This is a genomic window from Peribacillus sp. BM1 (assembly GCF_056679975.1).
Window position 1 is genome coordinate 1 of sequence record NZ_JBWXPJ010000003.1, and the last position, 26,107, is coordinate 26,107.

The 26,107-nt window shown below is 36.6% G+C and carries 27 protein-coding genes; 19 read left to right on the forward strand and 8 right to left on the reverse strand.

Going from position 1 to position 26,107, the window contains the following annotated elements; translation table 11 throughout:
* The 12 genes from AC1MGI_RS21680 to AC1MGI_RS21735 form a co-directional block, all read left to right on the forward strand.
* The coding region (locus AC1MGI_RS21680) for a zinc-binding dehydrogenase (RefSeq protein WP_480350149.1) at window positions 1-645 on the forward strand (645 nt) is incomplete at its 5' end.
* Between the two features lie 524 nt (window positions 646-1,169).
* Complete coding sequence (locus AC1MGI_RS21685; RefSeq protein ID WP_480350151.1) at window positions 1,170-1,487, forward strand: hypothetical protein; 318 nt, start codon at window positions 1,170-1,172, stop codon at window positions 1,485-1,487.
* Between the two features lie 95 nt (window positions 1,488-1,582).
* The gene (locus tag AC1MGI_RS21690; protein ID WP_480350152.1) at window positions 1,583-2,077 is read left to right on the forward strand and encodes a hypothetical protein; all 495 of its coding nucleotides are present in this window, start codon (window positions 1,583-1,585) and stop codon (window positions 2,075-2,077) included.
* Window positions 2,078-2,325: 248 nt separating this feature from the next.
* Window positions 2,326-4,119: a sensor histidine kinase gene (locus AC1MGI_RS21695; RefSeq protein WP_480350154.1), complete on the forward strand. Its 1,794-nt coding sequence runs from the start codon at window positions 2,326-2,328 to the stop codon at window positions 4,117-4,119.
* A complete protein-coding gene (locus AC1MGI_RS21700) occupies window positions 4,091-5,683 on the forward strand; it encodes a response regulator transcription factor (RefSeq protein WP_480350155.1) in 1,593 nt (530 codons plus the stop codon). The genes AC1MGI_RS21695 and AC1MGI_RS21700 overlap by 29 nt, the downstream gene beginning before the upstream one ends.
* A 25-nt stretch (window positions 5,684-5,708) precedes the next feature.
* The gene (locus AC1MGI_RS21705; protein ID WP_480350157.1) at window positions 5,709-7,040 is read left to right on the forward strand and encodes an ABC transporter substrate-binding protein; all 1,332 of its coding nucleotides are present in this window, start codon (window positions 5,709-5,711) and stop codon (window positions 7,038-7,040) included.
* Window positions 7,041-7,400: 360 nt separating this feature from the next.
* On the forward strand, window positions 7,401-8,294 hold the full coding sequence (locus AC1MGI_RS21710; protein WP_480350261.1) for an ABC transporter permease: 894 nt from the start codon (window positions 7,401-7,403) through the stop codon (window positions 8,292-8,294).
* 15 nt (window positions 8,295-8,309) lie between these two features.
* Entirely contained in the window at window positions 8,310-9,197 is an 888-nt protein-coding gene (locus AC1MGI_RS21715; protein ID WP_480350158.1) for a carbohydrate ABC transporter permease, read from the forward strand.
* 19 nt (window positions 9,198-9,216) lie between these two features.
* Window positions 9,217-10,833 (forward strand): ABC transporter substrate-binding protein, encoded by a 1,617-nt coding sequence (locus tag AC1MGI_RS21720; RefSeq protein ID WP_480350159.1) that lies wholly within the window; start codon window positions 9,217-9,219, stop codon window positions 10,831-10,833.
* 108 nt (window positions 10,834-10,941) lie between these two features.
* The gene (locus AC1MGI_RS21725) at window positions 10,942-12,426 is read left to right on the forward strand and encodes a glycoside hydrolase family 32 protein (RefSeq protein WP_480350160.1); all 1,485 of its coding nucleotides are present in this window, start codon (window positions 10,942-10,944) and stop codon (window positions 12,424-12,426) included.
* Between the two features lie 85 nt (window positions 12,427-12,511).
* Window positions 12,512-13,474, forward strand: coding sequence for a carbohydrate kinase family protein (locus tag AC1MGI_RS21730; protein WP_480350161.1), 963 nt, complete (start codon window positions 12,512-12,514; stop codon window positions 13,472-13,474).
* Window positions 13,475-13,983: 509 nt separating this feature from the next.
* Window positions 13,984-14,256, forward strand: a complete 273-nt coding sequence (locus tag AC1MGI_RS21735) for an HU family DNA-binding protein (protein ID WP_480350162.1) — start codon at window positions 13,984-13,986, stop codon at window positions 14,254-14,256.
* 510 nt (window positions 14,257-14,766) lie between these two features.
* Here the strand turns inward: AC1MGI_RS21735 and AC1MGI_RS21740 are convergent.
* The 6 genes from AC1MGI_RS21740 to AC1MGI_RS21765 form a co-directional block, all read right to left on the reverse strand.
* Window positions 14,767-15,345: a sugar O-acetyltransferase gene (locus tag AC1MGI_RS21740; RefSeq protein ID WP_480350163.1), complete on the reverse strand. Its 579-nt coding sequence runs from the start codon at window positions 15,343-15,345 to the stop codon at window positions 14,767-14,769.
* 137 nt (window positions 15,346-15,482) lie between these two features.
* On the reverse strand, window positions 15,483-16,202 hold the full coding sequence (locus tag AC1MGI_RS21745) for a dihydrofolate reductase family protein (protein ID WP_480350164.1): 720 nt from the start codon (window positions 16,200-16,202) through the stop codon (window positions 15,483-15,485).
* Between the two features lie 91 nt (window positions 16,203-16,293).
* Entirely contained in the window at window positions 16,294-16,704 is a 411-nt protein-coding gene (locus AC1MGI_RS21750; protein ID WP_480350165.1) for a cupin domain-containing protein, read from the reverse strand.
* Between the two features lie 23 nt (window positions 16,705-16,727).
* Complete coding sequence (locus AC1MGI_RS21755) at window positions 16,728-17,591, reverse strand: aldo/keto reductase (RefSeq protein ID WP_480350167.1); 864 nt, start codon at window positions 17,589-17,591, stop codon at window positions 16,728-16,730.
* A gap of 63 nt (window positions 17,592-17,654) precedes the next feature.
* Window positions 17,655-17,807 (reverse strand): tautomerase family protein, encoded by a 153-nt coding sequence (locus AC1MGI_RS21760; protein WP_480350169.1) that lies wholly within the window; start codon window positions 17,805-17,807, stop codon window positions 17,655-17,657.
* A gap of 11 nt (window positions 17,808-17,818) precedes the next feature.
* The gene (locus tag AC1MGI_RS21765) at window positions 17,819-18,574 is read right to left on the reverse strand and encodes a carboxymuconolactone decarboxylase family protein (RefSeq protein ID WP_480350170.1); all 756 of its coding nucleotides are present in this window, start codon (window positions 18,572-18,574) and stop codon (window positions 17,819-17,821) included.
* A 242-nt stretch (window positions 18,575-18,816) separates the two neighbouring features.
* On the opposite strand from AC1MGI_RS21765, the gene AC1MGI_RS21770 reads away from it, so the two are divergent.
* The gene (locus AC1MGI_RS21770) at window positions 18,817-19,362 is read left to right on the forward strand and encodes a TetR/AcrR family transcriptional regulator (protein ID WP_480350171.1); all 546 of its coding nucleotides are present in this window, start codon (window positions 18,817-18,819) and stop codon (window positions 19,360-19,362) included.
* Between the two features lie 413 nt (window positions 19,363-19,775).
* Here AC1MGI_RS21770 and AC1MGI_RS21775 read toward each other — a convergent pair whose 3' ends face one another.
* Entirely contained in the window at window positions 19,776-19,988 is a 213-nt protein-coding gene (locus AC1MGI_RS21775) for a hypothetical protein (protein WP_480345839.1), read from the reverse strand.
* Between the two features lie 1,078 nt (window positions 19,989-21,066).
* Here AC1MGI_RS21775 and AC1MGI_RS21780 point away from each other — a divergent pair.
* The 5 genes from AC1MGI_RS21780 (at window position 21,067) to AC1MGI_RS21800 (ending at window position 24,393) form a co-directional block, all read left to right on the forward strand.
* Window positions 21,067-21,519, forward strand: coding sequence for a JAB domain-containing protein (locus AC1MGI_RS21780; protein WP_480350173.1), 453 nt, complete (start codon window positions 21,067-21,069; stop codon window positions 21,517-21,519).
* A 309-nt stretch (window positions 21,520-21,828) separates the two neighbouring features.
* Window positions 21,829-22,011, forward strand: coding sequence for a hypothetical protein (locus AC1MGI_RS21785; RefSeq protein ID WP_480350175.1), 183 nt, complete (start codon window positions 21,829-21,831; stop codon window positions 22,009-22,011).
* 211 nt (window positions 22,012-22,222) lie between these two features.
* A complete protein-coding gene (locus AC1MGI_RS21790) occupies window positions 22,223-22,702 on the forward strand; it encodes a CDI toxin immunity protein (RefSeq protein ID WP_480350177.1) in 480 nt (159 codons plus the stop codon).
* Window positions 22,703-23,405: 703 nt separating this feature from the next.
* The gene (locus AC1MGI_RS21795) at window positions 23,406-23,816 is read left to right on the forward strand and encodes a hypothetical protein (protein ID WP_480350178.1); all 411 of its coding nucleotides are present in this window, start codon (window positions 23,406-23,408) and stop codon (window positions 23,814-23,816) included.
* Window positions 23,803-24,393 (forward strand): hypothetical protein, encoded by a 591-nt coding sequence (locus AC1MGI_RS21800; protein WP_480350180.1) that lies wholly within the window; start codon window positions 23,803-23,805, stop codon window positions 24,391-24,393. The genes AC1MGI_RS21795 and AC1MGI_RS21800 overlap by 14 nt, the downstream gene beginning before the upstream one ends.
* 84 nt (window positions 24,394-24,477) lie before the next feature.
* Here the strand turns inward: AC1MGI_RS21800 and AC1MGI_RS21805 are convergent, their stop codons facing one another.
* Entirely contained in the window at window positions 24,478-24,759 is a 282-nt protein-coding gene (locus AC1MGI_RS21805; RefSeq protein WP_480350181.1) for a hypothetical protein, read from the reverse strand.
* Window positions 24,760-25,682: 923 nt separating this feature from the next.
* Here AC1MGI_RS21805 and AC1MGI_RS21810 point away from each other — a divergent pair.
* Window positions 25,683-26,069 (forward strand): ferritin-like domain-containing protein, encoded by a 387-nt coding sequence (locus AC1MGI_RS21810; protein ID WP_480350262.1) that lies wholly within the window; start codon window positions 25,683-25,685, stop codon window positions 26,067-26,069.
* Window positions 26,070-26,107 lie beyond the last annotated feature (38 nt).

Here is a 26,107-nt window from a genome sequence, read left to right on the forward strand (position 1 = left end):
TCAACAGCTTATTGGAGTGTAGATCACTCTGGTGTCAAAGCTGGTGATACTGTCATCGTTTTAGGATGTGGTCCAGTAGGTCTCCTTGTTCAAAAATTTGCCTGGTATAAAGGTGCTGAGCGAGTTATTGCTGTCGATTACATCAATTACCGGCTTGATCATGCGAAACGAACCAATAAAGTGGAGACTGTAAATTTTGAGGAACATGAAAACGTTGGCGAATATTTAAGAGAGATAACACAAGGCGGAGCAGACATCGTTATTGATTGTTCAGGTATGAGCGGCAAGATGACTCCTCTTGAATATCTTGCATCCGGAATGAAGCTTCATGGCGGTGCAATGGGCGGGCTTGTCATTGCGTCACAGGCTGTACGCAAAGCTGGGACCATCCAAATTACCGGTGTTTATGGGGGACGTTATAATGGTTTCCCGTTAGGAGACATCTTCCAAAGAAATGTTGACATTAAAACGGGTCAGGCCCCAGTTATTCCTTATATGCCTTTTCTTTATAATCTTATATCTGAAGGAAAGGTTGATATTGGTGATGTAATTACACATGTTCTTCCATTAGGCCAGGCAAAGCATGGATACGAAGTTTTTGACACAAGGACCGATAATTGTATAAAAGTCATTCTAAAACCTTAAATTGAATAAATCTAAGATGAATTCCTATAAATTCTTTTAGAAATAAGATTGTTATTTTGTATAACAAGGACTCATTATTTGGGATTGGAGTTTTTGGTATACTATTAACAACTATCTACACCGCAATACTTGCATCACAACTAATGGCCACAAAACATAAGGTTGATTACCTTTATTTCACAAATTAAATTACAGACAATCATTTAAGGCGGTGATCATCCATCGTCTTTTTTGTTGAATCAATCATTTCTTAATTACCGATAATCATTATGGTTATAGGTATAATTGAATATTCTTGATTTCTTGAAGGACAGCAGAGCAAATATGTAAAATTATTCACCATAAGGAAACTTTGTGAAACATTGTACTTAAACTATAGGGTGCTTTACTTCAATAAGGAGTAGAGCATTTTTCTTATTGTGCTAACGAGCAGATTAGCTGAAGAAGCAACTGTTGTCAAGTAGGTAAATTTTACCCTGATCTTGAATAAATAGTGGAATGTAATTAAAGAGGTTGGGATAAAAGTGTTTAGGATTTTATTAACGTCAAACGGGTTCTTTACAGAACAAATTAAGCAACAATTTTTACAACTTATCGGCGAACAATTAGAGAATAAAAAGGCAACTGTCATTACTACTGCATCTCCCAAAAAACAAAACCATAAATTTGCGATTAAGGCAAAAGAAGATATGATAGGAATGGGGTTTAATCAGGTTGATTTTACCGATATAGAGTTTGAACAACCTGATACCCTTCAAAAATACGATTCAACAATCGGGCGTGATTGTGGAAGACTATATTTACAAATGATCAATCTTTTTTCAGCTTTGACTTTGAGTTAAGCCAAGAGGATATGAATGCAATTGCGACGATTTGTATACAATGTATACGAATTGTGTTAACTTAAGTGTATACATTGTATACGAAGGAGGACATTATGAAAAAAACGACAAACCTTATAATTGAGCAATTTCCTAATTTGAAGAAATTAATCATCGAACAGGATAAACGAGAATTGGATGAAGAATCATTAAAAAGTTTGAATGAAACACAACTCACTTTCTTTCGTTTGGGGTGCTTTTTTGAGAATCCTGATGGGTTTCCCTTTGAATTAGGAGAACTGTATAAGCATCTAAATAATGAATATTTAGAGTGGGTCTTAGAGTTAATTACCACCTATTTTAGAAGGGACACCTATCTGATTCAAGAGCCAAAATATTCGATTATTCGTGATACAGAAACCTTGTTAAATCAAAGTCAACTTGCTGAATTCCTTACTGAAAAGGGATTAAGGTATGATCGGCATAAAATTAATTTGTATTATGGCAGGGGAACGTTGTTTGAACCATCTATCGTTATCGGAGGCGTTAAATATTGGGATCAGTCCGAAGCAGAAAAATTCGCTGAATCTGAAAAGAAACGGATAAAATGAGTAAATCTTTAACAATGATTGTGGAAATTAGGCTTTTTTTAGAATCGAGTTGGTCCAGTCTTTTGATTGAACAGCTTGTGGGTTCTTTTATAGGTTAATCTAATAACCATAAAATCATATTTTATCAAGATAGTTTGGTGTTATACTTTTTTAATATACTAGATTATTAGAACATACAAAGTACTAACTTGCCTTTTTATAGCCTAAATAAATGTAAGGGTTTTCTTTTTTGATTAGGGAGGTGAAACATGTTTTTTTCGTTGCGCAATCGTTTATTTGTTATTTTTACTTGTTTGTTGACGATTCCGATCATCGTATTTTCGTTTTTGATTCCGAGATGGTTAACGTCGACTATTGAAAACCAGACTGAGGATTTAGCGGTTGCGATGATGGATCAATATTCGCTATATATTGAGTCAATTACTACACAGGCAGAGGATTTGGGGAAGCAAGTTCTTGTTAACCAAACGATTCAGAAGTGGATGAAGGAAGAATCTGCAGATACATCTAAGGAACAGAGACTGTTAACGAGAAATCAACTCAAAATGCTGTTTTCCTCAATGATGGTTAATAATTCAAATGGAATGTCAATTTCAGTGATGCTTAATGATGGTACAGGGACTTGGGGGAATAACCCCGATCTGCGTAAAACGGTTTGGTATGAAGAGTATACATTATATAAACAACAGTTTGTAAAGTCACATGAGGATCCGTATCAGCCAACTACAGGGAGTATAAATAGCTATATATTGCCTCTCATTGATATGAATACATTTGTCTCATACGGGGTAATCAAGGTTAATTTTCCAACACAATTGCTCGAGACTGCTTTAGAAAAAAATACAATCGGAATAAATGGACAAGCTTATTTGGTGAACCAACATGGAGAAAACATATTGAAAGGAAAGATTACAACCCCAGAGAACGTTTTAAATAATAGTCTAGCTAAAATTAAGAAGAGCAAGGATCGAAAAGGGTTATTAGAAATAGTTTATAGCAATGAGAAACACTTTGTCTTTTATCAAAAGCTTCCGGTGGGTGATTGGATTTTAATCAGTGAAGTAACGGGGACTGATTTGTTCTCAAAAGTGGATCGTATTCAGCGCAGATTGTTAATAATAAGTGCCATTGTTTTTCTATTAACGATTGTTGCTTCATATATGATTTCTTCGAATATCGTGAGCCCCTTAGGGAAATTGGCAAAAGCCATGGGATTTATTGAACGAGGGGACTTTACCGGTGCAAAACGGTATATGCCGACCATTAAATCTCATAAAAATGAAGTTGGTTATGTAATAAGCGTGTTCAATCATACAGTTAATCAATTAAAAAACAGAATTGAAACAGAATATGAAGCAAATATCCGAAGGAAAGATGCAGAGTATAAAGCTTTATTGCTGCAAATTAATCCTCATTTTTTAAATAACACTCTTGAAATCATTGGGGGGTTAGCTGCCCAGGGGAAAAATAAAGAGGTTATGGATGTTAGCGTATACTTAGGGAAAATGATGAGGTATTCCTTAAATACTCAAAATGATGTAGTAAGAATGGCTGATGAGGTAAACTATATCCGCAGTTATACAAACATCTTAAAGGTAAGATATGAAGAAAATATCTCCGTTAAAATTGAAGAAGATCCTGAGACCAGGGAGCTACCTATTATAAAATTTGTCCTACAGCCTCTCGTTGAAAATGCGGTGAAATATAGTTTTGTTGAAAAAAGTTTTGCGGAAATCCTTATCAAAATTGAAAAAGTTGATAAACAGATATTTATGGTAGTTGAAGATAAAGGTGTCGGAATGCCTCAAGCGGTTATTTCTGACTTACTTAGCGATGAATCTATGAATGAAACCATTAGTGTATTAAAGAGTAAAGGAAGCAGCATTGGGCTAAGGAATGTACTTGGGCGTTTGAGGCTTTACTACGGAGAGAATTTTTCATATCAGATTGAATCTGAAAAGGGTGGGGGCACCAGCATTACAATAAGTATAAACTACTATGGAGGTGGGCTGCATGATGAAAGTCATAATAACGGACGATGAAATACAAATTCGTAAAGGTCTGCGTATGAAAGTAGATTGGGAGAAAGAAGGGTTCCAAATTGTTGAAGAAGCTTCAAATGGGAAAGAAGCGCTTGAATTGCTGCGGAACACAGATATTGATGTGATCATTACAGATATGAGAATGCCAATTATGAATGGACTTGAACTGGCTAAATGGTGCCAGAAGGAATTTCCAAAAGTAAAAGTAGTTGTTTTATCTGGTTATTCCGACTTTGAATATGTAAGAGGTTCGATGAAGGAGGGGGTTAAGGATTACCTATTAAAGCCAGTCGCTCCTGATGAATTAGTAGAAGTATTAAGGAAAATTCGTAAAGAAGTAGAGGAAGAGAAGGAAAAACAAGCGGAGGCATTCAAGATGCGCCAGCTTGTTAATACTCAGCTACAGGAAGTACAGGAACAATACTTGCTGTATTTAGCTAAAGAGGAGTGGCAGCAGATAAATTTCGTTTTAGAGAGACTGCGCCAGTTGCATTTGGAAGACCTAGCAATTGACAACGTAGCAGTACAATTTATCACAGTTGAAATTAGAGAAAACAAAGGTAATGAAGATAGATTAAAGGAACTCAGGCTTCCTTTTCAGATGGTGTGTAAGGAAATGGCTAAGGAATATGGTGACACTTATTCGTTTTATGATCCTAGCTATGCAAATATGGTTCATTTTATACATTATAGCGTTCTAGGAAAAGTAAACAATAGTTCCATCTTAGTAAATGAAATTCAGAAGAATGTGCAAAAACTTCTGAATTTAGAAACAGTTATCGGAATTGGAAATGTTGTAACAGGTATCTCGAATTTTAAGAACAGTTACATCTCTAGTCTGCTTGCCTGGAGCCAAAGTCAAATTGGGCTGAAATCTCAGGTAATAGAAGGGACGATTACCAAAGAAGATGTTTTTGAGTTTTTACCTGATTCTGAACTGAAATTGATAAATGCTATTGAGAATGGTAATTTTGAGATGTATAGGGGGAACATTCAATCTCTTTTGGGTGCGAATGAAAATCAATCGATTATGTCCTTTTCACTTATTGCTAATAGAGTGTTGTTTTTGTTAGGCTCAATCGCAAGAAAATATGATATTGAAACGAATGACCTTAAAATAATTATATGGAATTGCCAGCAGCGTATCTGGGAGCTTAATTCTTATCAAAAAGTGATCGAACAGCTCAATGAATTAGCTAAGTTTATTATTGAAAAACTACGATTGGCCCGTTTTTCAAACAGTAAATTAATCATTGACAGTGTGAAACAGTATCTTGATCAACATTATGCCAATGATATTTCACTTTCGCTATTATCTGAGATCTTTCATATAAACAGTGCCTACTTATCTGAAACGTTTAAAAATCAAGTCGGTCAGAACTTCAGTGACTATCTTGTTAACTTGCGTATGGAAAAAGCAAAAGAATTCCTTAAAGATAAACAATTAAAAATAATTGATGTATCATACCTGGTAGGCTTTTCGAACCAGGGGTATTTTAGTACAGTTTTTAAAAAACACATTGGGCAAACACCTGTTAATTTTCGTAGTTCACTTGATACATAATTTTAAATGATAGGAGGGATTGTTGATGAAAAAATGGCTAACGATTCTTTTTTTTGCAACCATCCTTGTGAGTATACTAGTTTATTCACTGTTATTCATGGATACCATTCCTAATAGCCCAAATGATAATAAGGAAAAAACGGTTCCCTCAGACCAAATACAGCTGACATTTTGGAGAAATAGCGGGAATGAAGCGGAGAATAAAGCTTATTCGGAGTTGGTGTCTTCCTTTGAAAAAGCTAACCCTAGTATAGACATTAATATGAAGTCTATTCCATATGGCGATTATGAAATCAGGATTCGGACTGAAATAGCCAACGGAAACCCTCCTGATATCCTTGCAATAGATAGTCCAACCTTAGCTCTTTATGCAAATACAGGCTCGCTTTTATCTCTAGATCAATTTATGAAAAAAGAAGGTGATATTGAAGATTTCCCGGAGTCCACCATACGAGGATTAAGCTATAAAGGCCAAATATACCTTGCACCTATAGTAGAGTCAAGTATCGCCTTATATTATAACCGCCATTTGTTTGATCAGGCGGGTGTACCATATCCCTCGGGAGATCCCGATAAACCATTAACTTGGGATGAGATAGTTGAGATTGCTGAAAAACTGGATAACCCTGAAAAGGGGATCTTCGGGATTGACCCAGCCCAAGGATTTGGAGATGCAGAAGCTCCAGCGTATTTTAAAATACCTTTCCTCTGGCAGTTTGGTGCTCATGTCCTGAGCCCGGATGGTACTACAGCGAGTGGATATTTGGATTCCGAAGAAGCATTAGAGGCTCTTCAGTTTTTCCAGAATCTCTATCAAAAACATAAAGTAGCTTCTGTAGAACTGCCCCCGGAACCATTTGAGTCAGATAAGCTTGCTATGACTGTGCTTGGTTCTTGGGCATTAAAGGACTTTGAACGCAATCCCGATTTTAAACTTGGAGTGGATTTTGGAATTGCTCCTTTACCCAAAGGTAAGTATCAGGCCGTTTCAAACGGAGGCTGGGCGTTAGGGATTTCATCCCTGTCTAAACACCCTGATGAATCTTGGAGGTTTATCAAATATGCCACAGGATATGAAGGTATGAAAAAATATGTAACCATCACTGGCAATGTACCTGCAAGATACTCTGTTGCAGAAGGCATTCCAGAACTTAATGAGTATCCTTCAAATATTTTTGTTCAGCAAGCTCTTAAGTACTCAAGGAACCGCCCAGTCACTCCCGCTTATCCTGTTGTCAGCAAAGCTATTAGGGAATTATTTGAGGATGTTGGAATTGGAGGGAAAGATGTAAGCACTTCTGCCAAGGAAGCCGTAGAAAAAATTAATACAGGAATTAAAGAAATGCAAAAACCTTAAATGATGTAACCCACTAGTTTTATGACTAGAGGGTTTTTGTTTTGGTGTTATCGCTGTTTTGAATATATTGTAACCGATTTCAATTACCGAAAATTTTAAATACCTGTTACCAAAGATATGAAAATATAAGCTCTAAATATCCTGATATAGTTAAAACTAGATATGGAATTAAGTGATGAGGGGGAAATAAAAAGGCTTTTCTAAAGCTGAATGTAATAATCACGATTCAATACTATTGTCAAAAACTACTTTTTTTGCAGGTGAAAATCTAAATAGGAGGTTAATAGATTGCAAGTATCAGTAAAGACTAAAGGAGAACCAGCTAGGGAAACCAAAGCAGCTTTTAAGTTAAAAAGAAAAATGAATTATATAAAAAAGAACTATATTCTTTATTTACTTATTGCCCCTGCTGTAATCCTTACGCTTATCTTTAAGTATATACCAATTTATGGAGCGATAATTGCATTTAAGGATTTTAGTCCGATCCGAGGAATCATGGGAAGTGAGTGGGTTGGGCTTAAACACTTTACCAGCTTCTTAACATCCCCTAATTTTATGGAGATTTTAATGAATACAATAAAATTGAGCTCTTTTGAACTTCTTATAGGATTTCCGATTCCTGTCATCTTGGCTCTTATGTTAAATCAACTGAGAAAATCGAGTGTTAAAAAGAATATTCAATTAGCTCTTTACGCTCCACATTTTATCTCAGTAGTAGTTATATCAGGTATGGTTTTCCTTTTTCTATCACCCGTAGGACCTATTAATGCATTATTAGGGATTTTTTCAGATAAACCCATTTCCTTCATGTCTGACCCAGATTACTTTAGAACTATTTACATTTGGTCTGGAGTATGGCAAGGAGCTGGTTGGGCATCTATCGTTTATGTTGCGGCTCTAGCAAACGTTGATCCACAACTACATGAGGCAGCAACACTAGACGGAGCATCGCTATTACAACGGATTTGGCATATTGATCTTCCTACCCTTAAGCCGGTTATGGCGGTATTGTTTATTTTAGCGGCTGGGGGAATCATGGGAATCGGATTTGAAAAAGCCTATTTATTACAAACGCCGATGAATTCACCTTCATCAGAAATTATTGCAACTTATGTCTATAAACGAGGATTGCTTGCAGGAGATTACTCTTTTGCTACAGCAGTTGGATTGTTTAATGCAGTTGTGAATGTAATTTTACTGGTGTTCGTCAATCAAGTGGTGAAAAAACTAAATGAAGGCGAAGGTCTTGTCTAAGAAAGGAGGAGAACAATGAATAACCAAATAAAACACCCAAAAGGCGATCGGATTCTACTTCAAATTAATAATATTCTCTTGGCTATTATAGTACTTTTGATTATTGTACCACTGCTGTACGTATTTCTCTCTTCTCTTTTGGAACCAAATGCATTGATTAGGAAGGGATTTAACTTAAGTGGGTCTGATTGGTCTTTGGAAGGGTACAAACGAATTTTAACCGATGGGACAATAGTTAAGGGATTTCTAAATTCGATAATATATTCGGCTGGTTTTACCATTGTCACTGTTACAGTTTCCATCCTTGCAGGCTATACATTATCTGTAGATGGCCTGGTTGGCAAAAAAGCTTTTATGTTTTTCTTCCTGATTACGATGTTTTTCGGTGGTGGACTAATTCCGACTTATTTTGTTATCAGAGATTTGGGAATGCTTAATACAATTTGGGCGATCATTATCCCTGGTGCTGTAAATGTTTGGTTTATTATTCTAGCAAGAACTTATTTTAAAGCGATTCCAAACGAATTAAAAGAAGCAGCCAAAATAGACGGCGCCTCAGATTTCAGAATATTCATGAGCATAATTTTACCACTATCTAAACCAATTATGTTCGTGTTGGCATTATATGCTTTCATTGGTCAATGGAATGCGTATTTTGATGCGATGATTTACCTGGATGATCGAGACCTATATCCATTGCAATTGGTTTTACGTTCCATTCTCATTCAAAACGAGGTACAGCCTGGAATGGTTGCAGATATACAGGCTAGAAATGAGATAATGAGAATTGCAGAGATGATTAGATACTCATCGATTGTGATTGCTAGTTTACCTTTATTAATCATGTACCCATTCTTCCAAAAGTATTTTGAAAAGGGAGTTATGGTGGGTTCTTTAAAATAAAAAAAGATGAGGGGTTAATATGAATAAAATAGGAAAATCAGTTTCAGTTATTCTTCTTGCAGGGTCGCTAATAGTTGCAGGTTGTAGTAGTAAGAGTAGTAGCGACAATAAATTTTCATCCGAGGATTATAAACTCTCAGATGTATCATTTCCATTAAAAGAAGAAGTATCATTGAAGATTATGACCTCAAGCTCACCATTAGCACCTAAGGACCCAAATGAAAAATTAATTTTTCAACGATTGGAAGAAGAAACCGGTGTTCATATTGATTGGAGAAACTATACAGGCGATGTTTTTAATGAAAAAAGAAATTTAGCCATTGCCAGCGGTGAGCTTCCAGATGCAATTTTTAATTCAGGGTTCAGCGACTATGAATTATTGAAAAATGCCAAAGATGGTGTAATCGTTCCTATCGAAGACTTAATTCAATATATGCCTAACTTACAAGCGGTACTTGAAAAAGCACCACAATATAAGGCAATGATGACTGCTCCTGATGGCCATATTTATGCATTTCCATGGATTGAAGAATTAGGTGAAGGGAAAGAAAGTATCCACTCTGTCGATGCTTTTCCTTGGATTAATACGGAATGGTTAAATAAATTAGGATTAAAGATGCCAACAACAACTGAAGAATTAAAACAAGTACTAATTGCATTCAAAACACAAGATCCAAATGGAAATGGAGAAGCTGACGAGATCCCAATGTCTTTCATCATTAATGACGGCGGGCAAGATCCTCATTCATTATTCGGAGCTTTTGGTTTAGGCGATAACGGGGATTTTACAGTGGTAACCAATAATGAAGAAGTAAAACTTTCAGCAGCTGATGAAAGCTATAAAAAGGCAATCGTATGGTTAAACGACTTATACAACGAAGGGTTAATCGATGTAGAGGCATTTGAACATGATTGGAATACGTATCTAGCAAAAGGAAGAGAAAATCGCTATGGATTATACTTCACATGGGATAAAGGAAATATCACAGGAATGGGCGACGACTACGATTTACTTGCTCCTTTAAAAGGACCTGAAGGACATCAAAATGTGGCAAGATCAAACGGAATGGGATTTGACCGTTCCCGCTTGGTCGTAACGTCTACTAATAATAATCTTGAATTGACAGCAAAATGGATCGACCAACTTTATGACCCACATCAATCTGTACAAAATAACTGGGGTACGTATGGGGATAAAAAGCAACAAAACATCTTTGAGTTTGATGAAAGCGCAAATATGTTAAAGCACCGTCCGTTAGAAGGTACCGCCCCAGTTGAGCTTAGAGAGAAAACATCTGTTGGTGGCCCATTGGCCATCCTGGATAGTTACTATGGTAAAGTGACAACAAAACCAGAAGATGCTGCATGGAGATTAAATTTAATGAAGGAAGTAATGGTTCCTTATATAGAAGCTGAAAATATTTACCCTAGAGTATTCTTTTCTCTGGAAGAACTTGATCGACTTTCTACTATAGAAGCAGACTTATTTGCTTATGTTAAAAGAAAACGTGCTGAATGGATTGCAAACGGCGGCATTGAAAAAGAATGGAGTGAATATTTAGATGAATTAGATCGACTAGGGCTGCAGGAGTGGTTAGAAATTAAGCAATCAGGATATGATAGAAACTCAAAATAATAGTTGTTGTCAATATATAATCTGTGGCTGTACAGATTTAAGTATAGTACAGCCTCGTTTTACTTAATGGGTTTATACATTTAATAGTCTATAAAAAAAGGAGAATGAATGATGAATAAAATATATAATGAAAAGCACCGCCTTCAATTTCATTTTTCACCGGAAAAAAAGTGGATGAATGATCCCAATGGGATGGTCTTTTTTAAGGATGAATATCATTTATTTTATCAATATCATCCATATGGTACTACTTGGGGACCTATGCACTGGGGGCATGCAGTCAGCAAGGACATGATTCAATGGGAACATCTGCCGATCGCGCTTTATCCTAATGAGCATGGAGCGATATTTTCCGGAAGTGCAGTAGTTGATTGGAACAATACCTCGGGATTTTTTGATGATGAGCCTGGCTTAGTGGCTATATATACAAGTGCTGATAATTATCCTAACTCTGATCGACCTCGCCAGCGGCAATGCCTCGCATACAGCAAGGACGATGGAAGAAATTGGATAACATATGAAGGGAATCCAGTTCTCTCAGATGTTAACATTACGGATTACCGGGATCCAAAAGTGTTTTGGCATGAAGAAACGAGTAAATGGATAATGATGTTGGCAACAGGTCAATCCATAAGTATTTATACATCTTCTAACCTAAAAGAGTGGGAATTTTCCAGCGAATTTGGAAATAATGCGGGTTCACATGATGGGGTCTGGGAATGCCCTGATTTGTTTAAATTACCTGTAGATGGTGACGATACTAATCAAAAATGGATCATGTTTGTTAGTATTGGGGATAATCCAAAGTTTAAAGAAGGATCACGGACACAATATTTTGTCGGACAATTTGATGGTACCACTTTTTTAAATGACAATCCTGATGAACAAGTTCTATGGCTCGATTTTGGTCGTGATAATTATGCAGGTGTAAGTTGGTCTGATATCCCTGCACAAGACAGCAGAAGAATTTACATTGGATGGATGAGCAATTGGCGATATGCCAACCAAGTACCAACAGAAGAATGGCGAAGTGCGATGACATTGCCAAGAGAGCTGTCGCTTACTTCTAGCGAGGAAGGAAATCGTATAGTCCAGAAAATCATTTCCGAAATTGACTCCATTAGAAATCATACAGAAGTTACTCAGGAGCTTACAATTGAATCTGACAATCCTGTAACTTTTAATTTGACCAGTCCTTTAATGGAAGTTAATGTTAAGTTTGATAATAAGGATTCAAATTCATTTGGATTGATTTTTGAGAATTCTAAAAATGAAAGCATCATGATACAGTACGATACAGCAAGTGAAAAGCTAATGGTTGACCGGACGAAAGCTGGAGTCAATAGTTTCTCTGAATCCTTTGCTGCCTTACAGGAAACTGATCTGAAAATGGAAGACGGCAAAATCAATCTGCAAATCTTTATGGACACATCTTCGATAGAAGTACTAGCCAATGGTGGAAAGGCAGTTTGCACAAGCTTACTCTTTCCGAAACATCTGTATGAGAGAATAATCATCTTCTCAAATAAAGGAACGACAAGGGTCTCTCCATTGAAGCTCACCGAACTGAATTCAGTATGGGGTAAGTACTAGAAGCGATGCTCTGATCGGAACAATTGGGTTAGATCTTTATTTTACCTGAATTAAAAGGGAAATCTATAAAGGTAGGTCGATTTAAGTGAAAAAAAATTCATCAATTCTATGTATTGGGGAATTGCTTATTGATTTTTTCTGTACAGATGTGGACATAGATTTAGTTCAAGGCCGAAATTTTCAAAAGCAGGCTGGAGGAGCACCAGCCAACGTCTGCGTAGCTATTGTGAAATTAGGGGGCAATGCCCAATTTATCGGTAAAGTCGGCAATGACCCGTTTGGTTATTTTTTAAAGAAAACCTTAGAAGATGCTAAAGTTGATACGTCATTACTTGTTCTAGATGATGCCCATCCAACCACGCTGGCGTTCGTTTCTTTAACGGCTGATGGAGAGAGGGATTTCGTTTTCAATCGTGGTGCTGATGGATACTTAACAGAAGACGAATTGCATATAGATAAAATCATGAAGAACAATATTCTTCATTTCGGTTCTGCAACCGCTCTATTGGAGAATCCTTTCCAATCCACATACCTAAACCTTATGAAGTTTGCAAAGGAAAATGGGAAATTCATCTCCTTCGATCCCAATTTTAGGATTGACCTTTGGAAAGAAAGACGTTGCCACTTCATAGATTTAGCTAAACAGGGAATTAGTATTGCTGATTTTGTAAAAGTGAGTGATGAAGAGTTACGAATTATTTCAGGGGTTAATGATTTAAAAGAAGGAGTAGCTATCTTTCATCAAATCGGAGCGAAAGTTGTTTCTGTCACCTTAGGAAAAGAAGGAACGATGATTTCAAATGGGAAAGAATTTGAAATTGTCCCGAGTGTTAAAATCAATTCCATCGATTCTACTGGTGCTGGAGATGCCTTTGTTGGCGCAACCCTTTATCAGTTAGCCATGTCAGAATACCCAAAAACAGTATTAGTAGACTTCGACCAACTAAAAAAAATCATCTCCTTCAGCAATAAAGTAGGAGCATTGGTCTGTACAAAGGTTGGAGCAATCCCAGCACTGCCGACTGAAGAGGAAGTAAACAACATTTAATCGATGAAACAGCCTTTCTTGATTAATAGAAAGGCTGTTCTACTTTGTGAAATTGAATATTACAAAAGTATTTTCACAGTAAAAAGAGGTGGAATTAGTCGATTCCTTAGAAATATGTTTAAGGTTAGTTAAAGCATATTAAACATTCCCATCAACAGGGACTTCTTTTGATTTATAAAATTCAGCTGTTACTTCCTTTACCTCAAATTGTTGGGGCTGAATAAGTCTATTGAACCTTCACCTTTATAGAGGGGATTAGATGAAAAAATACAGGATATGGTTGATTGTTGGTCAGTCATACTTATTTTCTATTTAATATCTTATAGATATAATATGTAGTTTACATAATACACCTTATCGGAATTTGCAAAAACCTAATCTTAGCAATAATGACTAGAATATAACTGCCTATTCTCTAGCATTACAAGTGACAGACATACCGAACATATGTTATGTTTATGTTGTCACTACTACATATTATTTAAGATAAAAGGACGAGGTGTTTGACGATGAACAAAACAGATCTAGTGAGTGCTGTGGCAACACAAGCAGAACTAACAAAAGAAGACGCTAAAAAAGCAGTAGATGCACTGATTGAAACAATCTCTACTACGCTTGCTAAAGAGGAAAAAATCCAATTAGTTGGATTTGGAACATTTGAAGTGCGCGACCGGGCAGCTCGTACAGGTAGAAACCCACAAACAGGAGAAGAAATACAAATTGCTGCTTCTAAAGTTCCTGCTTTTAAACCAGGTAAGGAATTAAAAGAAGCTGTTAAGTAAAATAAATATATGTATAATTGTGTAAAAATGCTCTGGGGATGAGAGGCTCTCCAGAGTCTTTTCTATTTAAATAAGTATTTTTTCTATTTTTTTAATAGATATGAGTTTGTAATACCCCTTGCAGGGATACATAATCCAATCATGAACTGTCTCGTGATGAACAGGCAGTCATGGGGCTACATAAAACCTCTTACTTCTTTTTCCACAATAGCGCCCTACAATGGAAGTCCTGTATTGATATGTAGGATTTTATCTTGTTCAGCAATCGAGCCAGATTAGTTTAAGTGAATTTCTTAACAAAGTTGAAAAATCATTCTCCTTAGTAGGAAGATCTTTTTACACTGGGAGAAGGGATAAAGGAGATTTGGTGAGAAACCCACTAAGTTAGGATGGCATAGAGTAGAGAAAAGGAAAATTTAGGGAGGTCGTGATAGCACTTTGATGGTTATACGAAAAATAAGTTTAACTATCTTCACCATATAATCTGTTAGAAATAAAAAAATGAAAGAATTACTCCTGATCGATTTCAATATTTTTGATAATTTTAGCAGGCACTCCGCCTACAATGACATTTACAGGAACGTCTTTGGTCACAACTGCACCTGCAGCGATGATGGCTCCATCACCAATGGTCACACCAGGTACGACAGTGGCATTTGCTCCAATCCAGACATTTTTACCGATTACAATTGGTGCAGGATGCATGGTGCTACGCTTTTTCGGATTAATGTCATGATTAAGGGTAGCCAACACGACATTGTGCCCGATAAGAACTTCATCACCAATCGTAATGCCGCCCTGATCCTGAAAACGGCAGCCCGAATTGATAAAGACGTTTTTGCCCACAGAGATGTTCTTTCCACAGTCCGTATAAAAAGGAGGGAACATGGCGAATGTTTTAGCTACTCGTTTACCTATCAACTGAGAAAACAGTTCCCGAATTTCTTCGGGGGTATGATAATGTCCGTTCAGCTCAGAAGTTAATTTCAATGCTTCTTGTGAGACTTTGTGCATCATTTGGTGTATTTCCGAACCGCCCTCAACTACTTTACCTTGGTTCAAATGTGCCAAGAAATTATGAATATCCATTTGTATCCTCCTCTATCTATAAGACATTGTAGGTAATCAACAATATCCCCATTGTATATAACATGAATTTGCTGAATCAAACTAAAAATAGATTCGGTCCCTTTACATTAATCTTTTTCATTTAATAAATTTTAGTCTTATTTTGTTACATATCTCAACCATAACCCACTGTCATTAAGTTTTTCGACTTCTTTCAGGAAGAAATTTACTGGTTTCGGTTTACTTAGAAAAGAACTAGTTTCAAATAGTGTTAAAGAGTTAGATGCACCTTCTGCAATTGGAACTAAGATCAGGCTCAATTCATCAATTAAACCTTCATTCAAAAGGGAGCCATTTAAAAAGCCTCCACCTTCCAGCATTAATTTGTCGATTGAAAATAATTTTTTTAGTTTTTGCACTACGACAGTAAAATTTAATTGTTCTTTCCCGCCGAAAATATAAGATATATTAAACTTTCTCAAATGATCTAAGTAAGCATCAGAAACTTGCTCTGTAAGCACCTCTACTATGTGGTCATCCGTCCTATTCTCATTCCATGATTCTATTGAATTTTCAGTCCATCCTAATTTCCCAGAAGGATCTACTGCTATAGCATAATATTCAGCATTCCTGTTTGCAACGTAATCGATTCTAGGGATAAGTGGGATGTTTTCGTGTTTTAAATCTAATTGATGTCCGAAAGTAAAGTGTTCTTCCATAGTAACCCTGCCACACATCCAAGCGTTACATCTGTATCGGCCATGAATTTTTTCGTATTCGTCTGTAAAACTAGCTGCTCGTTCTATTTCTAAATATTCACCAATGATTTTTCCATCCAATGAAGTTGCCATGTGGCAAATAATATATGGTCTTTCCAATGTTATATTACTCCAATCATTAAAGATTGCCATGATTAGGATCCAGAACTAAAGAAGCCCCGTATTACAGGGCAATTCTTATCCCTAACAATTATTTTAATTTGTTATATTCCTCATCTGTTACTGGTTCCAACCATTCTGGTGTACCTGCAGTGATTGCAATGTGTTCAAACCAGCTGTCTTTTGTAGCACCATGCCAGTGTTTTACATCATCATGGGTGACAATAACATCACCAGCTTTTAAGATTTGAGCAGGTTTTCCTTCTTCTTGGTACCAACCTTCGCCACCAGTTACTAATAAAAGTTGAAATCCATCATGATGAATATGCCAGTTATTTCTGCATCCTGGTTCAAAGGTCACATTCCCAACTCCAACACTCACTTTAGGATCAGCGATTAATGTTTTAAGATAACTTTGTCCCACAAAAAATTGTGCATATGCTTCATTTTTTTCACCCACTGGGAAAATAACTCCATTTTTTACTTCTTCATGTCTTGCCATTTTAATTCCTCCAATTAACTTTGTTATTTTAATTTCCCGCCAAATACCGGGAAGAAGCTATGCTCACCATAATTCTGGATGTGCTCTACATTCTTTAAAGTCTCCATATCTGCATCGCTGATAGCAAAATCAAGCTCTGCATTGTTTCTCATGTGATCCGGATTTGCCGTCTTAGGAATTAATACAAGACCAAGCTGGATATCATAACGTAGGCAAAGCTGAGCAACAGATACTCCATACTTATCAGCTATTACCTTAACCTCTGCATTATCGAGAACTGCACCGTGTGCAATTGGTGAATATGCCTCTACCAGGATGTCATTCTTCTGGCAGAATTCAATGAGTTCCAAAGGAGTATTGCTCACATGTGCCAATACCTGATTGACCATAGGCTTGATTTCACAGCTCGCAAGAATATTCTCTACATCATCCTGAAGGAAGTTGGAAAGACCGATTGCCTTTACCTTGCCTGTCTTATAAGCATCCTCCATTGCTTTCCATACTTCTTTGTTTTCCTCGAAGTAACGGTTCTCCTCACGGAATTCCGTCCAAGGCTGTGGGCTGTGGATAATCAGAAGGTCAATGTAATCCAGTCCCATCTTTGCTAAAGACTCATCAATGGACTGCGTAACTGCATCATAGGTCTTTGCTTCTGCAGCAACCTTTGTCGTGATGAAAAGTTCTTCTCTTGCAACACCGCAGGAACGGATTCCTTCGCCTACACCAGCTTCATTCATATAAGCCTGAGCAGTATCAATATGACGATATCCGATAAAAACCGCATCTTGCACTGCCTGTGCTGTCTGTGTATCGTCGAGTAGCCATGTACCAAGACCTAATTTTGGAATTTCTACACCATTTAATAATTTGTAAGTTTCGTTAAACATGCTTTTGTCTCCTTTGCATTTTTATACTTTTTGTAGTACCTTGCTCTTATATACTAGGCTTTCTCATTTCTCGTTAGGAATTTCTTCAAATAAAACAGAGATGCTTGACTCTCCAGTGTTTACTGTAACCTTAACAGCTTGAACAATCTTATCAGTAAGTTCTTTCTTTTGTTCTTCAGTCCTGCCGGTTAAAAGTTTTACAGTAATATGTGGCATCCCCTCTTCTCTTAAACTTCAGGAATAATTTCATTGATGCAAGCTAATGCGTTCAGCGTTCTCGGAAAGCCTATATATGGAAGACAGTGGGTAATGGCTGTAATCACTGTTACCTTGTCATTGCCCACATTTCTGTTACCTTGCACATGTGCCTTAACTTGACCTTCAGCACCGCCTAAAGCAGAGATGATGCAGAGTGTCAACAACTCTCGTGTTTTTAAATCCAGTCCGCCTCGAGTATAGAAATCTCCAAAGCAAAAAGCAGAAAGATAGTCCTGTATATGCTTTTGATTGGATGGGGCACTCTCTAGCATTTTGGCAATGACATCACCGAATATCTGTACCTGCACTGCAAGTCCTTTGTCAAAACGATTATCTTCATTAACAGTCTTTTGACTTTCAATCGGTAAAGCAATATTCTTTGCTTTGAAAACTTCATTAACTTCATTGATAGCATTTAAGGTTTTTGGGAATCCAATGTATGGAGCACACTGGTAAACAGCCTCTTTTATTTCAACAGGTGTTAGCCCAACGTTTAGTGCTGCATGAACATGAGCCTTCAGCTGAGGCAATGTTTGATTAGTCGCAAGAACGACCAGCGTAATCAACTCACGCATCTTATCGTCAAGGTTGCCTTGATAAAATACTTCCCCAAAAATGAAATGACTCAGAATATCTTGAAAATCAGGGTCAGTAGCATGTGCGGCAGTTACTCCCTCACCAAATAGCTGTATGAACTTTTTCTTCCTCTTTTCAACACGGTCCATAATTAACAACTCCTCTTAGATTTAACTAACCCCATTATTCCGAAGGCAATAACATTTAATGTAATAGTAAATCTGTAGTAGCAAATCGCACGTTGATGTGTTATCGTACATCTGTGTATAATGTATAATGTAAAATGAAAAGAGGATGTGTGCAATAATCAAATTGCTATGATTTGTGCGTTATTGCACACATCAAATAAAATTGTGCGGAAATTATTAAGGAAAGTTTGGTGATTACTCTAATGTCTAAGGTAGATAGAAGGGTACAAAAATCTCAAGAAGCAATTAAAAATGCTTTTATTAAACTGATGTCTGAAAAAGGTTTTGATCATATTACGATACAAGATATTTCCGACAGAGCAAATGTCGGTCGAAGAACTATTTATGACCATTACATGGATAAATTTGATTTACTGGATAAGCTCATTGAAGAACATATCAACGAACTAAGGAAGCTGTGTGAATCCTCATTAGAAATGAGTTTTTCTGAGGGAAATCTGATATGGTTTGAATATTTTGAACGTAATTATGCTTTCTTTTCTACAATGTTAGGCAGTAAAGGAGGTCCTATTTTTCGAGGTCATTTCCTTGAATTTGTAATCGAGGAGTTGGAGGGTGAAGTAGATGAAACCGAAGGGAAAAATCAAGGATTAAGTAAAGATTTAATTCTTAAATTTTTTGGAGCTGCCATCGTAGAGATAGTAGAAGCGTGGATCACTAATGGATTATCTGAACCAACTCAAGTCGTGGCAGAACAAATGGGGATTTTGTTAGATAGGAATTTATAGTAATAGAATACTTTTTCAATCTTCAGCAATCGGGAGCTTTAATTGAAGATGGATCACAGAAATGATCAATTTTTTTTCAAAACACGCTCTTTCCTTTTGTCCATTTATTAAAGTAATTAGTATCAATTAGATCGAAAACTATTACAAACCTACACTATAAGAGATTCATAACCGGGTGGCAGGTTATCTTAAAGCGATGTATGGAGATATTGGTGATTGTACCTTAGCAGATCATCAAGATCACGTATACGGCCAAAGTTGTTAGGGTAGGTAGGAGCAGGAGTTAATAGGCTTCTGTTTTTTTATTGCCACAAAAGAGGTACCGGTACATATAAGACGGGTTATATATACTCTGTTCTTTTCGAAAGTCTCTGTTAAAGTTTTTTCTTAACCCCAATAAAAAAAGTACCCGATTAATCGGATACATACTTAATGATTCCATGTAAATAAACGGAGTATTCTCGCTGCACATACTCCCTTAATTTAATTTTTCCTTCTCTTTCTAATTCTTTAACCCATTCTTCAATCTTATTTTTATCTTCTTTAGTATTCTTAGGAATTTCTAGTGAAAATAAATTACCTTGATGAGTACTCTGAATCATTTTTAATAGTTTCTCTTTATTCATTGAGGCATCCCCTTTATCAACTCTTAGAACAAATAAAAAACTAAATGTTGCTCTGGATTTATTATACCCGATTAAACATATATGAAAAGTGAAAAACGAGAATTTATTCTTGTTATCTATGAGAATCTGTTACATGTCCATGTTAATTCATTATTTTTCAGGAAGGTTCATTTAAATGTTGCCGATTATCGCTATTTGAGTTATGTAATCCCATTACTAGCAGATGTGCAAGATGGATATTTATCCTTATTGTCACTGTCAAGAAACAGTTGTTCTTTATGGTTAAGAGCAAGGGTACCTGGTGAAAGTAAATTTTAGTTATGACTAACTAAACTCCCTTGCTCAATATCAATATATTTCACGTTATATTCATTTGTGATGCTTCGAGTAGTCTTTAGGCACGGTCTTTCTTTAGATGTTTTATTGGATAAAGGCTTCAAGCATACTTCGGGCGGCAGCACTACAGCATGTAAGAAAGGGAAGAGCGTCCTTTCTAACATGCTGTACGTGTCGCTTCGGCATTAAATGGTACAGGAACCTACGGTCTGTATGGCTAGCGCCTACATTCCGTAGGTTCCTGTACCATTTACGGCTACGCCGCCATACCGAACGAGCCGAAAACCTGAGAATCAAAGGGATAAAGACGAAAGGAATGCAGCCATCCGGCTGCTTTTTACTTTATTTTTCCCTTTTGCCTTCCGAATCGTAAAACAGCGCAAGCCTTCTAATCTTCCAGCCGGTAGGACACCCGAACCTTACCGGCTAAAAGCTAAGAAGCCTAGTCAATCGGTCAAGGGGCACAAAACTTTTTTATTAAAAACGCTACGCAACATAAAAAACTTTTGCGCTCAGATCGCCCTTGACCCATTGTCTATGCGTGTTTTTCGTTCTACTTGCAAAAGGGGAAAAATAATCCCCCTTTGGGGAACAGACTTCGCTTCGAAAGACAAAAAGAAAAACTTAAAACCCCCAATTCATTAAAGAAAAACCTTTAGGAGGAGGGACAAGCCCAAAAGACAAGACCGAAAATCAATGGAACAGAAATGTACACAATCACAACCACAAAGGAGTGTTTTTAATGGAATTAAATCCAATTTTTGAAGTGGTACGAATTAAACAGGAAGTCAGGGAAACATCAGAGCCCTTTTCATCTTATCGGATTGCATCACCGGGCGATGCGCAAGAATTAGCGGCTTCATTTATCGCAGATGAAGATAGAGAAGTATTTCTTGTGATGATGCTCAACACTAAAAATCAAGTGATCGGGCTTCATAGAGCACATGTAGGAAGTCTGAATGCAAGCATAGTCCATCCGCGCGATGTCATGAAAAGCGCTATTCTAAATAATGCCTCATCCATCATAGTCAGCCATCAGCACCCCTCAGGAGACCCCACACCGAGTCGTGAAGACGTTGAGGTGACAAAACGATTAGCTGAGGCCGGAAAAATTTTAGGCATAGAAGTCTTAGACCATGTGATAGTTAGCCATACTGGAAAGCATGTGAGCCTGAAAGAAAAGGGGTATCTTTAAAATTAACTAACAGGCAAAGGGGATTTTCCCCTTTGCTTGAAAGGAGAAATTCATAATAAACAAGAATGAAAGAATTAGTGAATGAAAGAATATGAAATGCGCAACTGATTTTTATATAGGGAAAGATAAAACGGATAAAACGGAAAAGAGCTTATGACTGTTGCACCGATTATTTTCACGGCGGGGATGCATACGCAAGGAAGAAAAAAACTACCGTTTTTTTTCTTTATTATAGGCAGGCATCGAGCCTGCTTGCGGTTGCTGAGCAACCTTTATAAACGTTTGATAGACTATTCAGGGTAGTGTGAAATGAGATGGACAATGGTTGTTTTGCTTTTTCACCCTGGTGTACTCATCCGGGAATACCCATACGGTTCCATTTGGCAAAGTATCTTAGATCGTTTACTTGTAGTTACTTGTTTTACGGCTGTTCTTACTTTTCGTAAAGCAAAGGATGTAGAATGTTTCCCCCATGAGGAAATGATCAAATAAAGGGAACGGAAAAGATAAAATAATTGGTAGTCAGGCTATCGATGAAAGTTGGTATTGGAGAGTTGATTGGGATGAAAAGAAAAGGGCACATCTTAATATTGTAATTGGAGAAATAATCCATATGAAATAGCAATTCCATTTAAAGCTACTCATAACCAATACAAAAAAATAGTAGATAGTTACAATAAGAAATAGTAAGGAGGATGGAATTATGGAAAAAACGAACAGGAGGAAATTACTAGAAGAAAAATTGATTGCTCTAAAAGAAAAGAATAACCTTTACTTGTCTCAGCTTAACGAAGCATATGTTATAAACGTGTTTAAGAACAAAAAAGTGGAAATATTAAATGATAAAGCGTCAGACAGTATAAATTCATCAATTGATAAATACTTCCCTAATAATGAATGGGATCGAATTGACTGGAATCGAGCCACAGTACATTATCGCATTCAAGGTTATAATTATGATAAGCTAAAATCTGTCTTGGCTAACAAGCAGATTGAATTAAACCTAGAAGTTTATGCAATTTTTGAACAGTACCTGATTGCAAAGACAACGTTAGAAAATATATTCAACAATATTAATGATTTTCTAAGTTTAGGTTCTGATCAGTTTATTTACTGTCAAGAACCTAATTACCTCATAGAGTTTTATCATGATGGGGAAATCACAATAGGCTTTAATTTTTAATATAATTTTGTAATTAGTCTGTACTATAATTTCTGTGTAAGCGTCAAAAAATCCCCACCTATTCTTTAGGTGGGGATTTCAATTTCTCCTTGAACAAAAAAATGACCCACCTTGGTCCGCATTGTTAAGAGGCGTGGTGAGTTCTATTACATTAATCGTATCTTTCTGATGAATCATTGTCAAGAGAACAATATAAGGGATTATTAGGATCTAGTATGTTTTCATTGTTATAAACTCAACTTTCGGGGACCAAGTAAGGTTGCGTAATTTAGCAGATGAAAATCCTGCTTGGTAAGACTTAGTCGAGTATTGTATTTAGTCTTTTTTGGCCAACTGACATAATGACCACCCGACCAACATATAAATATCTTTGTAAAGTAAAATTCAAAAGAATCACCTCTTCCCCACTGCATGGGGGGCGAGTATCGGAAAAAAGAGTTACTATATTACTAGTACTTTGAAATCTTTTTAACTGGCTTCAAGCTTATTACATGGTTGAGGCTCTTGGCTTTCTTGGCCAGTAATTGCGCTTGCTCCTTTGTAATTCCAGACTTTTTCTCTGCCATGTTCATCACTCTCCTTGGTTCATCCATTCCCAATACATATGTAGTTTATACCTCCCCCCACTCTCGAAATCATGCGACGCATTGACCATCCGACCAAATGGCCCAAGGATAATCCAATTGAAAGGGGCAAAAAATAAATGAGAAGAGAGAAGCAAATTAATCCTATATTATCCATGCCTCCAAAAGCTAACCGTCAGACGTCAGAAAGAAAAGTCAGGTCTGATAAGCTTCATGATATAAAAATTCCTATCAGCGCTGTTGTAGACAGTGTTTTAAGGCGTGAGTCTAGAAAAAGATGGGGAGGCTCTAAAACAGCAATTGGAACAGAAATTCTAAAGTATGGTCTTGAGAATATCTTTATGTTCCCAGCAGTGGATTATAAGCAACAAGAAAAGACTGTTCATTGCAAAGTTGACCAAGCTACCTTCTTGAAAATTGCAGACCTAGCAGACATTTGGGGCTGCAGTATTCGCAAGGCGGCACATCGAGTATTTACTGAATCGCTCAAGAAGAAACAATTGGGGTGCGTAACAAATGGTGAAGTATAGTGCTGCGGATTTACTTGCAGAAGAACTTTCACTTAGGACACCCCAAGATTTCGTCAGTAAGATGATTTATAAGTTGGTCAAGACGTCTTCAGTTAAGCTTACTATCGAAGTACCACTCACCTTATATGTAAGGGCAGAGATTTTCTGTGAAGATGTTCAGGACATTGGTGAGATCCATTTTAACCAGGCTGATTTGATTGCTGTTTTGTATGATGATTTTCTGTTATATGCAAAAAAGAATCCAGATCCTAATCACTTATTAAAAATATTGAACACGCTTGATCAGCAAGTTGGTAAAAAAACAAATTTGGAACAGCAGCAAGATCAATCGGTTTTTAAACTGGTTCATTTAAGTAACACTGATCAACAGATACAAGTTATTGAAATAGTTTTCAAACGTAAATCAGTACTACGCGGTGAGGTAATGCTTGCGGATATAGGTGAAGTTCATCCGGGACACCCTTATACGCTTGAAAATATGATTCAGCTTTTATACTGTGACTTTGTAGAGAAGTTCCGAAAGGGTGATAATAACGACGCCTTAGATGCCATCCTTACACGGTTAAAAGAAGAATAGAGCCAAAATAAAAAGGACCCGGTGTTTTCACGGTCCTTTGCTTATTCTATCAAAATGTAACAATACATAGATGTCGACTTGAGTTTAAACAAGTTGACCGTAAACGTTAGACTCGTGATCTGCCAAAATGCAGCGACTAAATTTACCACCATACGTTTCTTCTAAATATGGTCCGACTCGATTATGAATTTCACGTACAACTTTACCATATGCTTTCTGATTGAGACGATAATCTTCGATGTCGACCTGTTTGATTACGTATATCCAAGTAGGTCCATTATATGCTTCATCTTGCCCAACTACCGTTACCATTTGCAAATCTACAAGAATGAGCTTATGAAAGTAAACCTTGTCCCTATAGGCCAAGATAAAAACCTGGTCCTCGAATTCTCACCTTTCCTCTGCAACCAAAATGTCCACATCATTTACGACTTTAATCATGCGTATCACTCCTTCAATATGTGCCTTTAGATTAATTGAAAGTTGACTGAAAGGAAAATCACCAAAATTTAATTTTCAGCCCTGCTTTGATACGAAAATGACGTTTTCACCTAGCAAAAATGCATTTTTAGAGGGGGGAATAAGAACTTTGCTGTAATTTATAAGTTTTTGCAGAGATTCCTATTTTTACTCAATACTTGCAAACGCTGCATGCTTTCAATATCGTACATTAGACGTATGATATTGTAGTTTTCTCGAAAAAATTCTTTATTGTCAACGAAATGAATGTATAAAAATATCTAAAATCATACATTCGAAAAAATCATCTTCAAAAGGGAATGACAGTAAATAACTGACTATCACTTATCGTCTTGTGAACGCTAATACCATGAGAGGTTATGACTATACCTCAAATAAAATAACAACCAAGCATACGTCTACAAATAGGCAAATATCTACCCCTCATTGAACATGGACACATACACTATTTTTGAAACAATTTGAGGAGGAGAGATAAAATGGAAAGACAAAATTTTGGAAGTTATGACTTCGGAATGGGATATGGTGGTTATCCGTCCCATTATGTATATGGTGGATATCTTGATCAACTAAACTATTTGAATAGTGTTTATGGACAATATAGTCATAATCCTTATTATAAAATCTACAATAAACAACTTCAGAGTTATACACCCTTCATAAGCCCAGCAGGCTTCCATAGTGATGGATTTCATGGTGTTCCAAGTATAAGTGGATTTCATGGTGTTCATGGAATACCTGGTTTTCATGGTGTAGGTCGTTTCGAAGAAGTTAATTATGATGATATAAATAGACAGTCTAATAAATTGATGAGTGACATTGAAAGAGCAATTAATGGAGAGTATAGTGCAATCAATTGTTATAATAAGTTAGCAAGTTTGGCTTCTAAAGACAATGAGCGAAAACAGATTCTTGAAATACGCAAAGATGAAATTAAGCATTTTGAAAAGTTCGGACAAATTTATGTCAGTCTAACTGGAAGACAACCTCAACCAAAAATCATCCATGAATGTCCTAATATATATTTAGAAGGGCTAAACTTTGCAATACAAGATGAGCAAGAAACTGTTGATTTTTACTTAGATATTGCAGATGAAACATCTAATCAATACATTAAAGAGGTATTTCGGAGAGCATCCGTAGATGAGCAAAATCATGCAGTTTGGTTTCTATACTACTTTTCAAAAGCGAAATAATCGAGCTATTTTCAAATTGTTCTTGTCGAACTAATAGG

Excerpts from the sequence above, each read along its gene's own strand:
- AC1MGI_RS21690 (WP_480350152.1), top strand. The coding sequence starts at position 1,583 with ATGAAAAAAACGACAAACCTTATAATTGAGCAATTTCCTAATTTGAAG.
- AC1MGI_RS21695 (WP_480350154.1), top strand. The coding sequence starts at position 2,326 with ATGTTTTTTTCGTTGCGCAATCGTTTATTTGTTATTTTTACTTGTTTG.
- AC1MGI_RS21700 (WP_480350155.1), top strand. The coding sequence starts at position 4,091 with ATGATGAAAGTCATAATAACGGACGATGAAATACAAATTCGTAAAGGT.
- AC1MGI_RS21705 (WP_480350157.1), top strand. The coding sequence starts at position 5,709 with ATGAAAAAATGGCTAACGATTCTTTTTTTTGCAACCATCCTTGTGAGT.
- AC1MGI_RS21710 (WP_480350261.1), top strand. The coding sequence starts at position 7,401 with ATGAATTATATAAAAAAGAACTATATTCTTTATTTACTTATTGCCCCT.
- AC1MGI_RS21715 (WP_480350158.1), top strand. The coding sequence starts at position 8,310 with ATGAATAACCAAATAAAACACCCAAAAGGCGATCGGATTCTACTTCAA.
- AC1MGI_RS21720 (WP_480350159.1), top strand. The coding sequence starts at position 9,217 with ATGAATAAAATAGGAAAATCAGTTTCAGTTATTCTTCTTGCAGGGTCG.
- AC1MGI_RS21725 (WP_480350160.1), top strand. The coding sequence starts at position 10,942 with ATGATGAATAAAATATATAATGAAAAGCACCGCCTTCAATTTCATTTT.
- AC1MGI_RS21735 (WP_480350162.1), top strand. The coding sequence starts at position 13,984 with ATGAACAAAACAGATCTAGTGAGTGCTGTGGCAACACAAGCAGAACTA.
- AC1MGI_RS21740 (WP_480350163.1), bottom strand. The coding sequence starts at position 15,345 with ATGGATATTCATAATTTCTTGGCACATTTGAACCAAGGTAAAGTAGTT.
- AC1MGI_RS21750 (WP_480350165.1), bottom strand. The coding sequence starts at position 16,704 with ATGGCAAGACATGAAGAAGTAAAAAATGGAGTTATTTTCCCAGTGGGT.
- AC1MGI_RS21755 (WP_480350167.1), bottom strand. The coding sequence starts at position 17,591 with ATGTTTAACGAAACTTACAAATTATTAAATGGTGTAGAAATTCCAAAA.
- AC1MGI_RS21760 (WP_480350169.1), bottom strand. The coding sequence starts at position 17,807 with ATGCCACATATTACTGTAAAACTTTTAACCGGCAGGACTGAAGAACAA.
- AC1MGI_RS21765 (WP_480350170.1), bottom strand. The coding sequence starts at position 18,574 with ATGGACCGTGTTGAAAAGAGGAAGAAAAAGTTCATACAGCTATTTGGT.
- AC1MGI_RS21770 (WP_480350171.1), top strand. The coding sequence starts at position 18,817 with ATGTCTAAGGTAGATAGAAGGGTACAAAAATCTCAAGAAGCAATTAAA.
- AC1MGI_RS21775 (WP_480345839.1), bottom strand. The coding sequence starts at position 19,988 with ATGAATAAAGAGAAACTATTAAAAATGATTCAGAGTACTCATCAAGGT.
- AC1MGI_RS21780 (WP_480350173.1), top strand. The coding sequence starts at position 21,067 with ATGGAATTAAATCCAATTTTTGAAGTGGTACGAATTAAACAGGAAGTC.
- AC1MGI_RS21785 (WP_480350175.1), top strand. The coding sequence starts at position 21,829 with ATGAGATGGACAATGGTTGTTTTGCTTTTTCACCCTGGTGTACTCATC.
- AC1MGI_RS21790 (WP_480350177.1), top strand. The coding sequence starts at position 22,223 with ATGGAAAAAACGAACAGGAGGAAATTACTAGAAGAAAAATTGATTGCT.
- AC1MGI_RS21795 (WP_480350178.1), top strand. The coding sequence starts at position 23,406 with ATGAGAAGAGAGAAGCAAATTAATCCTATATTATCCATGCCTCCAAAA.
- AC1MGI_RS21800 (WP_480350180.1), top strand. The coding sequence starts at position 23,803 with ATGGTGAAGTATAGTGCTGCGGATTTACTTGCAGAAGAACTTTCACTT.
- AC1MGI_RS21810 (WP_480350262.1), top strand. The coding sequence starts at position 25,683 with ATGAGTGACATTGAAAGAGCAATTAATGGAGAGTATAGTGCAATCAAT.